This window comes from Aeromonas sp. D3, from assembly GCF_027705025.1.
GTDB classification, from domain to species: domain Bacteria; phylum Pseudomonadota; class Gammaproteobacteria; order Enterobacterales; family Aeromonadaceae; genus Aeromonas; species Aeromonas salmonicida.
In genome coordinates this window covers 67,094-80,738 of the sequence record NZ_JAPDBE010000021.1, presented here as the reverse complement: position 1 = coordinate 80,738, position 13,645 = coordinate 67,094, and the positions used below count along the sequence as shown (strand labels likewise).

Sequence of the window (13,645 nt, the reverse complement as noted above, 5' to 3'; positions counted from 1 at the left end):
AAGAGCCGGCTGGAATGACGACTATCGGGCTCAGTTATTCTTTGGTTAAAATATCAACAAAGTGTGCTCCCACCCTGGGATTCATATGGGAGTTAGTAGTGGATATTCAGCAAATGGGCCCTGTCGCCTGGCAATGAAATTGCGGTGGCCGGGCCCGTGATAATATCAACGAATATAATCAAACAGCGTCAGTTTGCTTATTTTGCTGAAAGAGAGCTGGGAGGCACTCAATGCCGCATCCTCTTTTGACAAGGTGGCGATCACTTCATACAAATCCGCCTCGGATACCTTGGCCCTGGCTTGTTGATTGAGGGTACTCAAACCGTCGTTCGAGCCAAGTACCTGCTCCAGACTGTTCATCCTGCCGCCGATCTCGCCCAACCCCTGGTCGACATTCAAGCGGGCATTCTTCATGTGGGAAGTCGCATCCGCGACTTTTATCTGAAAATCGTCCGCTGAAATATTCGGATCACGCAGAGCGGTAATAAAGTCGGACATGCCATCCAGAATATTGTTGTTCTGGGGGGGATCCAGTACGAAGTCTTGTGCCGCACCGCCTGCAGGCAGATCCAGGGTCAGCTCCAAGCCATTGAAGGGGATCTTGTTGCCCGCGACATAATCACCACTTTGCAACAGGGTGCCGCCACCATCCCGTATTTCATACGTATCCGGCGTACCCGCGGCCGTGGTTACCGTATATTGGTTGCTGGCAAGGGCTGGATCATAATTATTGCGATAAAAACTGTCGAAGTTTCCCTGATCGGCCACCCCGACTTGAATATTGGCACTGGCAGCACTGCCGGTTCTGCGGGTAGCGACTACCTCAAACAAATTGAAGCCAGAATCATTGGCTGCAATTTGCACCGTCGGTGACACCTGAATATTGCGCTGGCCGGTATCTCCCTGAAAGAGATAATTCCCGCTGGCGTCTTTGATAAATGGCTGGGTCTTGCTCTGGTTGCCACCAAAAATAAACTCGCCCTGAGAGTTCTTGCTGTTCATCAGGTCAAACATCTGTTTTTGCAACCCTTCCAGCTCACTGGCAATCGCCAGACGGTCATCTGCGCTCACCGCAGAGTCGTTGGATTTCTGGATCAGGGTCTGGGCACTGGTCATGGCGTTGTTGAGCGCGGTCAACACCGTCTCTTCATGACCCAAGCTGTTCTCAAGCAGGCTGCCATTGACACCATACTGCTTGAAAAGGTCGATCTCCTTGGTCAGCGCCATCTTCTGGCTCATGCCGGAGGGGTCTTCCCCCGAGGTCTTGAACTTGTCCCCGCTCTGCAGCTGTTCATAAGCCGTGCTCAACCTTTCGTTGGCATTGTTCAGCGAGGTGATATTCCGGCTATAGACCATGTTGGTGGTAATACGCATGCACTTACCTCACTGAAGACAACAGGGTATCGAAGATGAGCTTGGCGGTGCTGACCACCTGGGCCGATGCCGCATAAGATTGCTGGTAGCGGATAAGGTTGGCCGCCTCCTCCTCCAGGCTCACGCCAGAGACGCTCTCGAAGATACTGGTGCTCTGGTTCAATTTTGTTTCGTTGGCCTTGAGCAAGGTCTTGGCCTGGTTGGTCTGGTTGCCTATCCCTGTCACCAGACCCGAGTAAGCCTCGTTGAAAGTCATCTTGTCATTGCTGGTGCCGGCATTGGTGCTCTTGCGCACCAGATCCTTGTTTTGCAGCTCCGCCAGAGCCAACCCGTTGGTGTTGTCGGCAAAACCATCCTTGTTGTAGCTCAGGGTGAAGCTGTCATTGGCCCTTACCGTACCTGTGATGCTGAACTCATAGCCAGGCGACTGGGTCGGATCGGCATACACCTTGGGTCCCCCCAACGGGCTCTCGATGGCAGCCATCAGATCCTGTCCCTTGCTTGAGGCCGGCGCCACACCGATGAGGGTAGTGCCATCTGCCGCATAGACTTCGTAGTTGCCGCTGCCATCAACCTTCACCACCTGGGGTGCTGCCGGGTCCAGGGTATTGGTGCCAAAACCCGAACCCGTGCCTGTATTGAAGACGCCGCCAAGCTTGATCTCGGCAGAACCGAAGTTGTCCTTGTTCTTGTCAACCTTGAGGGGGGATGCCAGCGCCAGATCCTCCGGGCGGGTGGCCAGCTGGCCCAAGCCAGCGGCAGCATGTTTGGTCGGTTGCAGCAGGATCCTGTCCCCTGCAGCGGGCGTACCAGAGAGGTCGATCTGAATGCCATGCCCGGCAACCTCGAAGGTAGCCGGTGGCGTGCTGCCGGTTGCCAGCGAGGTGCGATTGCCATCCTTGTCCAGCGAGAACACCTCGTAACCGGTGGCGCTGCTGAACTGTACCTCGTAATCAAAGGTGGTGACCTCGGTGCCTTTCCCGGGCACGAAGCTGACTTTGGCGGCGCCGGTGCCTGTGTTCTGCTCATAGGTCAGCCCATCGCTGGAGGTAAGGGAGAAGAGATCTCCCCCCAGCTCGTTATCCAGATCCATTCCCAACCGGTTCTGCCGGTTCATGGCATCGGCCATGGCCGCCGCCAACTGACCTAGCTCACGCTTGCTCGGCTCCAGATCATTGCGAGCGGAAAACAAGCCACCCACCCCGCCACCTATGTCTTTGTCATTGATGGTGGTTTTATTGGCCCCCAGAGTCAGCTGCAGCTCGGACTCCCGAGAATCCGGGTTGCCCGACACAACACTGAACTGGGCGACCCCGCCATTGAGGACCAGCGAGTGGCCCGTTCTCATGTTGACCAGCATGCTGCCATTGGCCTGAGGCACTGTGCTGATCTCCATTTTTTCGGAGAGCTGGCGAATGGCTTCATCCCGCTGATCGAACAGCATCAGATTCTCTTCCGGCGTTCCCTGAGTGCGGAGGATGGCCTGATTCAGATCATTGATGCTGTTGATGAGGTTGTTAACCTTCTTGGTCTCGTCACCTATGGTGGTGTTGATGGTGTCGGTCTGCTTGTCCAGCTGGGCTGACAGGGTATGAAAGCGGTTTACCATGCCGCTGAGCTCGCTCAGGGTGGTCTTGCGACCGGCGATGTCGGCGGGAGCCTCGTTGGCGGTATGGAACGCCTTGAAATAGGAGGTAACGGCTGCACCGACACTGTTGCTGGCATCCCCCAGCAAAATGTCGGTATTGGAGAGCTGCTCGTAGCGAGTGGCCGAGGCGTAATAGGCGGACGTATCACGGCGCACCTCACCCTGGGCATAGGTATTGATGACCCGATCGGTCAGCATGTCACCCGTACCCATACCGACGGAATTGGTATAGATCAGCGTACGCTCACGCACATAGCCCTGGCTGTTGACGTTGACTATGTTGTTGCTGGTGGTCTGCAGCAATCGTTGCTGTGCCAACACACCCGAGGTACCAATTCCAAGCAGATCGCTTGCCATGACTTACAGCTCCATTTCTGTGGCGTTGGTAGCGGAGTAGCCAGCAATGGCATCACTGCGCAACACCTGTTTCAGTTTCCTGGCGTACTGGGGATCCGTGGCATAGCCTGCCTGTTGCAAGGCTTCGAAATAGCGATCCGGGCTGTCCACCTTGGCCAGGGCCCCCTTGTAACGGGTACCCGAGGTCAGGAAATCCACATAGTCGTTGAAGCTCTCCTCAAACGACTCATAAGAGCGAAACGCTGCCTTCTGGCGTGAGGCTACCCCTTGTTCATACTCCAGGGTGCTGACCACGGCCTTGGGGCCTTGCCAACGCGGGTCAGCCTTGATACCGAACAGGTTATGGGTGATTTCTCCCTCTCCGTTCTTGATCACCCGCTTGCCCCAACCGCTTTCCAGTGCCGCCTGGGCCACCAATACCGCCGGGCTCAGGCCCAACTTGTCCGCCGCCTTTTTGGCAAGGGGCATCAGCCGATTGACGAACTCTTCCGGGGTCTCGAACACCTTCGTCGTCTTGTCCAGCGCTTTGGCTCCCCGCACTGCCTGGGCCTCTTGTACCAGACCCATGGGGGGGACGGTACGATGAGTGCGATGCGATGAGGCCAACGGCTGGGCAGCCTCGCCCATCTCTTTATGAGCAAAATCTTTGCCAACTTTTGAAGCCGAGATGAGATCGTTGGCCGCCGAGGTTGGCGGCTGATAGGGTTTATAGACCCGTTCGGTACGCTGCGGCAGCTTGAGTACGCGGCCATCGTGACGGGTAAAGGTCTCGGGGGAGAACTGCTTGATCACCATGTCGGCCAGCCCGATACCTCCCTTGCTGGCCATGTCGGACACCCGCTGCTCATCCAGCATGCCTTCATAGAACTGGGTATAACTGCTGTTCATGGGGTTGTCCTGAGTCAGCACCTGATTGGCCTGACGCATCCCTTTGAACAGAGTCTGGGTAAAGATGGATTCAAACTGGCGGGCGGCGCTTTGCAGTGCGGCAGCCTGCCCATCCTTGCTCTGGCTCAACTGACGCAGGCGATCCAGGTTCTTGATATCCTGCACCATGCCCATGTTCATGCCGCTGTTGGTGTCAAACTCTGCCATTTTGCTTACCTCATTGCCGCCCGTGGCAACCCCTTGCCGCTTGTTACAGTATGACCAGCTGACCTTGGATGGCGCCCGCCTGTTGCAGCGCCTCCAGAATCGCCATCAGATCGCCGGGAGCCACCCCGACCTGATTCACCGCCCGTACCAGGTCATCCAGCGTCGCGCCAGTATCGAACTTGAACATGCGACCAGGCTCTTGCTGGACATTGATGGTCGAGTTATTGGTCACCACAGTCTCACCTCCCGCCAGTGGATTGGGTTGAGAGACCTGCTGGTTTTCTGCGATGGTGACCGTCAAGCCGCCATGGCTGATGGCCGCCGGTTTGAGCCGCACATTGCTGCCGATGACAATGGTGCCGGTACGGGAATTGACGATGATCTTGGCAGCCTCACTGGCGGGATCCACCTCCAGGTTCTCTATGGTCGCCAGATAAGAAACCCGCTGACCTGGATCCCTGGGCGCGTAAACCTTGATCGAGGTTGCATCGAGCGCCTGCGCCGTGTTGGGCCCCACCAGATCATTGACCACATCCGCCAGTCGGCGAGCAGTGGTAAAGTCCGGCCTATTTAGGTTGAAGGTGATGGTATCCCCCTGGCCGAAGGAGTTCGGCACCTCCCGCTCCACGGTCGCGCCGTTGGCGATGCGGCCCACGGTCGGCGTATTGATCACCACCTTGGAGCCGTCGGCCCCTTCGGCTCCGAGGCCCCCCACCACCAGACTGCCTTGCGCCACCGCATAGACGCGCCCGTCCAGCCCTTTCAAGAAGCTTTGCAACAGGGTACCGCCCCGCAGACTCTTGGCCTCACCGATGGCCGATACGGTCACATCTATGGTCTGGCCCGGCTTGGAGAAGGGGGGCAAGTCTGCATGGATGGCAACCGGCGCCACGTCTTTTATCTTGGGCTTGATGTTGTCCGGCACCTTGATACCGAAGTTGTTGAGCATGGTGCGAAACGTCTGTTCGGTGAAGGCGTTGTTCTTCTCGCCAGTACCGGGCAAGCCAACGACCAGACCGTAACCAATCAACTGGTTGTTACGAACCCCTTCCACCGAGCTGATGTCCTTGATACGGGAGGCGTGGGCCATTCCCAAAGGCATCAGGCAGCAGATCAGGGTCACAAGACGGAGTGACGTCATAACATCTCCTAAAGCGGCCACCAGGGGCCATTGAAAAAGCTGGTAAGCCACCCTTGCTCTTGGCTGTTGGCCAGATCACCGGTACCACCGTAATGGATACGAGCATTGGCGACCCGTTGTGACGACACACTGTTTTCGGACGTCACGTCTTCGGGCCGGATCATGCCGGTGATCCTGATGTATTCGTTGCCATTGTTGAGCATGATCCACTTCTCGCCGCGCACCACCAGATTGCCGTTGGGCAGCACCTTGGCCACGCTCACCGAAATATTGCCCTGCAGACTGTTGCTCTGATCCGCCTTGGCCTGCCCCTTGAAGGCGCTGTTCTGGCCCAGCGACGCCGACAGATCATAAGGACCTGCCGTGACCGGCACTCCGCCCAGCGTAACGGGCTCCATGCTCAGCTTGTTATCCTTGCCACTCTGGGTATTGGCTTTCTTGGAGGCAGAGGTGGACTCGGCCAACTCTATGGTGATGATGTCACCCACTCTGTGCGCCTTGATGTCCGAGTAGATGCCGTTGACCTGATCGGGTTGAAAAATGGCCCCTGTAGGTCTGACCGACACGGGATCCGACTCCCCGTAAACGGGGGCAAACTCGGGATCATCGGGCTTGGCGGTATTGAGAGTGCTAGTGCAACCTCCCAGCGCCAGCAGTCCCAGCATCCATATGGTTTTCATCATGCGCCTCCTACTGATGTGCGCGAGATCAAAAATAAGCTCATACCGTCCACAGCCAACTTATGTGCGCTGGATCAGGAAGGACATCATGCCGTCCACCGCCGAGAGAACCTTGGAGTTCATCTCGTAGACTCGTTGTGCCTGAATAAGATTGACCAGCTCCTCGGTCACGTTGACGTTGGAGGTCTCCAGCATGCCCTGCTTGATGACCCCGAGCCCGTCTGCACCGGCCACCCCCTCGATGGGCGCGCCGCTGGACTGGGTTTCGAGGAACATGTTTTCCCCCATGGGTTGCAGACCGGAAGCATTGACGAAATCAGACAGGTTGATCTGGCCGACAACCTGGGAAGCTCCATCCCCCTTGAGCTGGATCGACACCTGACCATCCGTGCTCACAGTCACACTCTGGGCATTTTCGGGGATCTGGATCTCCGGCTGCAGCGGATAACCGTTGCCCGGGGTCACTATGGTCCCTTCATCATTGAGGGTGAACTGGCCGTTACGGGTATATGCCGCACTGCCGTCGGGCAACTGAATTTCGAAGTAGCCGCGGCCGCTGATCATCAGATCCAGCGAGTTGTCCGTGGTCTGCACATTGCCCTGACCATGGTTTTTCTGGGTGGCCACTACCTTGGCACCGGCACCCAGCATCAAGCCGGACGGCAGTTCGGTATCCGCCGAAGAGCGACCTCCGGGCTGATTGATGTTCTGATAGAGCAGATCCTCGAAGATGGCACGGGATTTCTTGTAACCCACAGTGCTGGCGTTCGCCAGGTTGTTCGAGGTGACCGAGATGTTGGTCTGCTGTGCATCCAAGCCGGTCTTGCTGATCCAAAGTGCAGGGTTCATGTAAAACTCCTTGATTAGCTGATGCGCAGCAACTGGGTTTGGGCTTCGTCATTTTCCTCGGCGGTCTTCATGATTTTGACCTGAGTTTCAAACTGACGTTGCAACCGGATTAGGTTGGTCATTTCGTCGACCACGTTGACGTTGCTCCCTTCCAGGGAGCCTGCAATCAGGCCCACAGTGGCCGAGGCCGCCTCATTCTGGCCATCCTTGCGACGAAACAGTCCGTCCTGGCCCTTCTCCACGGCGTCAGCCGCGGGTTTTACCAGCTTGATGCGCTGGAAGTCTTCCGGCAGGTTGGCGGCAGCCCCTTCAGGACGACCGCTGATGGTACCATCCTGATTGATCTCGATCTTTTCCATCGGCAACGGCAGCACTATGGGTTGGCCACCATCGTCCACGACGTTGAGGCCGGTAGAGGTCTGCAGGTTGCCGGTCGCGCTCAATTGCAAGTTGCCCATCCGGGTATAGGCTTCGCCACCCTTGGGATCCTGCACCGCAATCCAGCCCTGACCGTCAACGGCCACGTCAAGATCTCGACCTGTCGTCATCAGCATGCCGTGCTGCAAGTTCTGACCAGGCCGCTCCGTCATGGCAAACACCCGGGATGGCAGCCCTTCACCGAACGCCTGCATACTGCGCGCCTGCTCGAAGTCAGACTTGAAACCGACTGTATTGGCATTGGCCAGGTTGTTGCCACGAACAGCCAGGCTATTCATGTTTTCCTTGGCCCCTGACATGGCGATGTAAAGCATGTGATCCATGAGATCCTCCGTCAAACCGATGACTCTGATCAGGTAACTGCAATTTAGGTGCCAACGTCTGTTGAATAAACGCCCACGGAAGGATAACGGAAAGGGAACAATAAAAAGGGGCGCCGAAGCGCCCCCTGTACCACCGTTATCATTAACGGATCTGCAGTATGGTCTGCTGCAACGAACTGTTCACTTCCAGCGAACGGGAGTTGGCCTGGAAGTTACGCTGGGCCGTGATGAGATTCACCAGTTGGGAGGTCAAGTCCACGTTGGATTGCTCCACCGCCGAAGACTTGATACTGCCCAAGGTGCCCGAATTAGGCGTGCCGGGCAGCGCATCTCCAGAAAGCAGAGACTGGCGCCAGGAGGTATCGCCAACCTGAGTTAGTCCTTGCGAGTTGGCAAACTTGGCCAGCGCAACCATGGCAACCTTTAACGTCGTCGCATTGCTGTAGGTGGCAGAAACAATACCGTCCGGCGTAATCTCCACCTTGGTCAGATTACCCACAGTGGCGCCATCCTGGGTCAGCTTGGTGACGTTGAAAGGAGAGTTGTATTGAGTCACATCACTGAGACGAATTTCCAGTTCCTGAGTGGGGTCTGCACCGTTGTTAATAATCCCGGCCGCTGTGCCCAGCGTGACGGTTTTGATCGGGGCAGGTGGAATAGTTGTGTCCAATTTGCCACCGGAGGTAAACGTCATCTGAACACCTGTGGGGATGCCAGGGCCCGGGCTGGGTGCACCACTAGCGATATCAATGGGCTTGTTCCCCTCATACATGTACATGCTCCAGGTCCCAGGCGTCATTGGCGTCCCAGGAACAAGCGGATCCTCATGGCGTACAAAATATTTGGTGATCACATGGGGGGCACCAAGCGAATCATAGATCGTCACGGAAGTTGAGTGTGCAAAGGTGGCTGAGTTGGTGGGATCAAACGCGGCGGGTGCCGTTGGCGTTGTTTTCGACTCAATACTCAAGTTAAAACTTGCTTCCACCAGTTCGGTCATTTTTGGCTCGCCCGCCCGATCCGGTATTTGAATCGGCTTGGTGGCGTTGATGCTGACCGCCTTGGGCGTCCCATCCGTATTAATTTCATAACCTTGCAGATAGTGGCCCTGATTATTGACCATATAGCTGTTTTCATTAAGCTTGAAGGCGCCGGCCCGAGTGTAGGTACGGTCAAGATTGGTCAGACCGTCCGAGGTGACGAAAAAACCATTGCCCTGGATCGCCAGATCCAGTGCGTTGTTGGTAAATTGCAACGCTCCCTGATGAAACTGCTGGGCAACAGCCCCGGTGGCCACACCATTACCGACCTGCGTCTTGGCATTGACAAAGATCGAGTTGGCATAAACATCCGCAAACTCGGCACGGGACTCTTTAAAGCCCATGGTATTGACGTTGGCAATGTTGTTGGCGGTAACGTTCAAATCTTTTTGTGCCGCGTTGACACCGCTCAAGGCATTGTTAAATGACATATCCAGCTCCTTAGATCGATGCTGTAGGCGTGGTGGTTGGTGGTGTGGTTGTCGCTCCTGCAATCTGCAGGATACTGTTCAGGGTTGTTGTGCCAAGGCCTTTCAGATTGAGCTGTGTCGGGTTGGTTCCATTACCCAAAACCACACTATCAACCTTCCCATAAGCAAATGTAGCGATGCTTTCTGGTTTACCTTCCACATTGTTACCGTTGGCTTTCAGGACATATTTGCCTGACGCGACGGGATTACCGTTCTTGTCCTTGCCATCCCAGGTGAATTCAACGTTACCGCGCTGATCACCTTCCAGAGGGAACTCTCTGATAACCTGTCCGTTCTCATCTTCTACGGTAATTTTGACATTCTTGTACTTGTTCTCGACGCCGACAGCCACAACACCGCCAAGGGAGCCGTCTTTCTCCAAAAATCCGACGTTGCTCTGCAACAGCACATTTTGCCCAACCAGCGCAGAGGCCTGCAGCGCCTGGCTGGAGGTCATCAGGGTATTGAGATTACCCATCTGGGTTGACAGGCTATTGATCCCCTCCGAAGTCGACATTGACGTCATCTGGGACAACATCTGGGCATTATCCACCGGCTTGAACGGGTCCTGATAGGAAAGCTGCATGGTCAGCAACTTCAGAAAAGACGCCTGATCAAGCTCTTTCTTCGGAGCCGTTGTCGTATCAGTGGTCTGGGTCGTGGTACGGCTGATGCCGTTCACACTACTTGTATCTGCCATCTGTGCTTACCCCTATCAGGACTTGCCGAGGTTGAGAGTCTGCTGCAACATTTTTTTGGCAGAATCGGCAACCTGCACATTGGTCTGATAGCTGCGCGAGGCATTGATCATGTCCGCCATCTCTTCAACCATGTTGACGTTGGGTTTGAAAATATAGCCATCATCGTCCGCCATGGGATGGTTGGGGTTGTACTCCTTGAGCAAGGGGGCCTTGCTCTCGACAATCCCTTTCACCTCGACCCCGACCGATGATTGCTTGTCTGACATCGCCTGATCCAGTTGAGCGGCAAAGATTGGCCGCCTGGCATGGTAAGTTTTTTCCACGCTGGAGCTGACGCTGTCGGCGTTGGCCATGTTGCTGGCCACCGTATTGAGTCGAACAGACTGTGCACTCATGGCCGAGCCTGCAATGTCAAAGACCTTGAACAAACTCATTACTGTTCTCCTTTCAAGGCCTTCAACAGGCCACTGATCTTGCCGTTCATAAATTCAAGGGAGGTCTGGTACTCAAGGCTGTTGCGCAAGAACTCGCTGCGCTCCTGCTGCACGTCAACCGTGTTGCCGTCACCGGTATCGGGCTGCAGGGGATTGCGGTACTGCATCAGACCAGGGGCATCCGATTGCAAGGCAAAGTGCTTCTCACTGGTAGTGGCCATACCAAACCCTTGCTGATGCTGGGCCTGCGCCAATGCCTCTGAGAAGTTGATATCCCTGGCTTTGAAACCCGGGGTATCTGCGTTGGCAATGTTGCTGGATAACACCTCGGCACGCTTGGAACGAACGCCCAGCGTGTATTGGTGAATCCCGAATGCCTTGTCGAATGAAATTGCCATAGCACACCTCCTGCTTGATAAATTCTTAGCAAGAGGTGTGCCAAAGAGGGATTTTAAGCGGGGTTATTTGACTTTGTAGACGATGCCAGGATTGCAACGGACCATTTCGAACCGATCGGTCAGACCAGCCAGTGACTCTGAGGCCCCCAGCATCAGATAACCGCCAGGGTTGAGGCTGGCTGCGAACTGATTGAGGATCTTCGACTTCACTTCCGGCGCAAAGTAGATGAGCACGTTGCGGCAGAAGATGATGTCAAACTTGCCGAGCAGGCTGTAGCTCTCCAGCAGGTTCAGTGGCCGGAACGTGGTCAATTTTCTGACACGTTCCACCACCCGCATCTTGTTGTCACCATAAGGTTCGAAGAACAACTTTTTGCGCTCAGGTGACAAACCACGGGCCAGCGCCAGGCTGTCGTACACCCCTTCCTTGCACTGATTGAGCATGGTGCTGGAAATATCTGTGCCCACAATCTGCACGCCACCGGGCAAGGTACCCGGCTTCTTGACCTGCTGTTCCAGCGCCGTCATGGCGATGGAATAGGGCTCCTGCCCGGACGAGGAGGCAGCCGACCAGATCTTGATCGGACGGCCACTCTTGCCCAGTTCGGGAAAAAGCTTGTCACTGAGTAGTTGAAAGGGATAAGTATCGCGAAACCAGAGGGTCTCGTTGGTAGTCATGGCATCAACCACTGCCATTTTCAGGTCACGCTCACGCACACTCATCGCTCGAGTAACCAGATCAGACAGACTCTCAATACCAAACTGAGTCATCAAGGGTGAAAGCCGACTCTTGACCAGATACTGTTTGTTGTCACCCAGCACGATTCCGCTCTGTACTGCCAGAAAGTTGCTGAATTGTTTGTATAAGTCGTCCGAAAGTGTCTTCATGCAGTTTGTTCTTCTTGATTAGAGTGCGCCTTGTACGGCTTTGGCCAACTCATCCGGTTGGAATTTGGCGATGAAATTGTTCGCACCGACTTTCTGCACCATGGCCTGATTGAACACCCCACTGAGGGATGTGTGCAGAATAACATGTAAGTCCTTGAGATTGGGATTGTTACGGATCTCGGCGGTAAAAGTATAACCGTCCATTTCCGGCATCTCGATGTCCGAGATCACCAAGGCAATCTGATCCTTGATGGGGCCATTCTTGGCCATCTCCAGCAACATGTTGAGTGCCTCACGCCCATCCTTGGCCAGCACACATTGCACGCCAATCGCCTCGAGGGCTCGCTGCACCTGCTTGCGAGCAACAGAAGAGTCATCTGCTACCAGCACGGGACGACCATGGGTATTGTGCTCGACACTGGCATCCACCAACTCGGCACTTACTTCGGTCGACACCGGAGAGATTTCGTTGAGGATACGTTCAACATCCAGGATCTCCACCAGCTCGCCGTCTACCTCTGTGACCGCAGTCATGTAGTTGATGCGCCCTGCCCCTTTGGGTGGCGGCAGAATGGATTCCCAGTTCATGTTGATGATGCGTTCAACCGAATGCACCAAGAAGCCCTGAACTGAACGGTTGTACTCGGAAATAATAATGAAACACTTGCTCAGGTCCTCGATGGGACGTTTGCCCACCGCCATGCTGAGATCAATCACCGAAATGGTCTGGCCACGGATGTGCGCAACGCCACGAATACAGGAGTTGAGTTTGGGCATGACGGTCAAGGGAGGGCATTGCAGCACTTCACGCACTTTGAATACGTTGATGCCAAATCTTTGACGTCCATTGAGACGAAACAACAGCAGCTCCAACCGGTTTTGTCCCACCAGCTGGGTACGTTGGTTGACCGAGTCCATAATACTGGCCATAAACACTCCCTAAAAACGCTTGGCATTAATCATGCATGCGTATTGGCTTGCGTCAGACTATCGATGTCACTACAAACGAATTCTGAAGCAAGCATAGTTAAATATGGTGATATGCGTGAACAACTTATCGGCCTGCGAGAGAAAATGATTAGTAGACTTTTCCTCATCTTACTGCTGTTTTGCGGCATATCTCACGCCACGGCATCCGAGGTGACCAGTTATCTGCAAGAAATGGCGCAAGAGTTTGTGCTCGGCCAGCTCGATATTCCACTCGATGCCCAGGCTCACGTGCAAGCTGCCTCCATTGATGACAGGCTACCTTTGAGCCGCTGCGAGCAGCATCTTACCATCAGCCTTCCCGCCAGGATGGAAGTGCGCCGTAACACCACTGTCTACCTCAAATGTGAGGAAGAAAAACCCTGGGACCTCTATTTGCCGGTGCGCGTCAGCATCCAGAAACCCTATGTGACCGTGGCTACCCCGGTAGCCAAGGGCGACATACTCAGTGAGAGTGTCTTGACGCTGGCCTATCAGGATCAGATCCAGATCCGCGGTGATTATCTGAGCGATCCGGCCCCCCTGATAGGGGTACGCAGCAAACGGGAACTCAAGCCGGGTCAGCCCATACGGCTCAGCCAAGTCTGCGTGGTTTGCAAAGGCGACCAGGTCACACTCAGTGCAGAAAACAGCAGCATGCAAATCAAAACCATGGCCCGAGCCTTGCAAGATGGCAGCTTCGGAGACATGATCAGCCTCGTCAATATTCGTTCAGGAAAAACAGTGCAAGGGAAGGTCAGCGCAGTCGGCTCTGTGGTGGTCACCTTCTGATACGTTTTCAGGTTATTTTTTTCTAAAGTTCTGACGACGGTCACCGATAAA

14 protein-coding genes are annotated in these 13,645 nt (G+C 55.1%); 1 reads left to right on the top strand and 13 read right to left on the bottom strand.

The window, feature by feature from the left end; genetic code table 11:
- Positions 1-165 precede the first annotated feature (165 nt).
- The 13 genes from flgL to OKC28_RS13455 all read right to left on the bottom strand — a co-directional run bounded on the left by flgL (position 166) and on the right by OKC28_RS13455 (position 12,766).
- Positions 166-1,374, bottom strand: coding sequence for a flagellar hook-associated protein FlgL (flgL, locus tag OKC28_RS13515; RefSeq protein ID WP_265421219.1), 1,209 nt, complete (start codon positions 1,372-1,374; stop codon positions 166-168).
- Positions 1,375-1,378: 4 nt separating this feature from the next.
- Positions 1,379-3,379, bottom strand: a complete 2,001-nt coding sequence (locus OKC28_RS13510; RefSeq protein WP_270689714.1) for a FlgK family flagellar hook-associated protein — start codon at positions 3,377-3,379, stop codon at positions 1,379-1,381.
- A gap of 3 nt (positions 3,380-3,382) precedes the next feature.
- Entirely contained in the window at positions 3,383-4,474 is a 1,092-nt protein-coding gene (gene flgJ / locus OKC28_RS13505) for a flagellar assembly peptidoglycan hydrolase FlgJ (protein WP_270689712.1), read from the bottom strand.
- A gap of 43 nt (positions 4,475-4,517) precedes the next feature.
- Positions 4,518-5,615, bottom strand: a complete 1,098-nt coding sequence (locus OKC28_RS13500) for a flagellar basal body P-ring protein FlgI (protein WP_099993842.1) — start codon at positions 5,613-5,615, stop codon at positions 4,518-4,520.
- Between the two features lie 8 nt (positions 5,616-5,623).
- Positions 5,624-6,295, bottom strand: a complete 672-nt coding sequence (flgH, locus tag OKC28_RS13495; RefSeq protein ID WP_058394205.1) for a flagellar basal body L-ring protein FlgH — start codon at positions 6,293-6,295, stop codon at positions 5,624-5,626.
- A 60-nt stretch (positions 6,296-6,355) separates the two neighbouring features.
- A complete protein-coding gene (gene flgG / locus OKC28_RS13490) occupies positions 6,356-7,144 on the bottom strand; it encodes a flagellar basal-body rod protein FlgG (RefSeq protein ID WP_021139243.1) in 789 nt (262 codons plus the stop codon).
- 14 nt (positions 7,145-7,158) lie between these two features.
- On the bottom strand, positions 7,159-7,905 hold the full coding sequence (gene flgF, locus OKC28_RS13485) for a flagellar basal-body rod protein FlgF (RefSeq protein ID WP_270689707.1): 747 nt from the start codon (positions 7,903-7,905) through the stop codon (positions 7,159-7,161).
- A gap of 142 nt (positions 7,906-8,047) precedes the next feature.
- Positions 8,048-9,376 carry a flagellar hook protein FlgE gene (flgE, locus tag OKC28_RS13480; RefSeq protein WP_270689705.1) on the bottom strand — a complete coding sequence of 443 codons (1,329 nt, stop codon included), beginning with the start codon at positions 9,374-9,376 and terminating at the stop codon, positions 8,048-8,050.
- 10 nt (positions 9,377-9,386) lie between these two features.
- Positions 9,387-10,115: a flagellar hook assembly protein FlgD gene (locus OKC28_RS13475; protein WP_111587566.1), complete on the bottom strand. Its 729-nt coding sequence runs from the start codon at positions 10,113-10,115 to the stop codon at positions 9,387-9,389.
- Positions 10,116-10,130: 15 nt separating this feature from the next.
- A complete protein-coding gene (flgC, locus tag OKC28_RS13470) occupies positions 10,131-10,550 on the bottom strand; it encodes a flagellar basal body rod protein FlgC (protein ID WP_005320210.1) in 420 nt (139 codons plus the stop codon).
- Positions 10,550-10,948 (bottom strand): flagellar basal body rod protein FlgB, encoded by a 399-nt coding sequence (gene flgB, locus OKC28_RS13465; protein WP_005320212.1) that lies wholly within the window; start codon positions 10,946-10,948, stop codon positions 10,550-10,552. Before flgB ends, flgC begins: the two co-directional genes overlap by 1 nt.
- A 63-nt stretch (positions 10,949-11,011) precedes the next feature.
- Positions 11,012-11,836 carry a CheR family methyltransferase gene (locus OKC28_RS13460; protein WP_265421213.1) on the bottom strand — a complete coding sequence of 275 codons (825 nt, stop codon included), beginning with the start codon at positions 11,834-11,836 and terminating at the stop codon, positions 11,012-11,014.
- 18 nt (positions 11,837-11,854) lie between these two features.
- Positions 11,855-12,766 (bottom strand): chemotaxis protein CheV, encoded by a 912-nt coding sequence (locus OKC28_RS13455; RefSeq protein WP_021139249.1) that lies wholly within the window; start codon positions 12,764-12,766, stop codon positions 11,855-11,857.
- Positions 12,767-12,988: 222 nt separating this feature from the next.
- On the opposite strand from OKC28_RS13455, the gene flgA reads away from it, so the two are divergent.
- Positions 12,989-13,594: a flagellar basal body P-ring formation chaperone FlgA gene (gene flgA / locus OKC28_RS13450; protein ID WP_270689746.1), complete on the top strand. Its 606-nt coding sequence runs from the start codon at positions 12,989-12,991 to the stop codon at positions 13,592-13,594.
- The last annotated feature ends 51 nt before the right edge of the window (positions 13,595-13,645 follow it).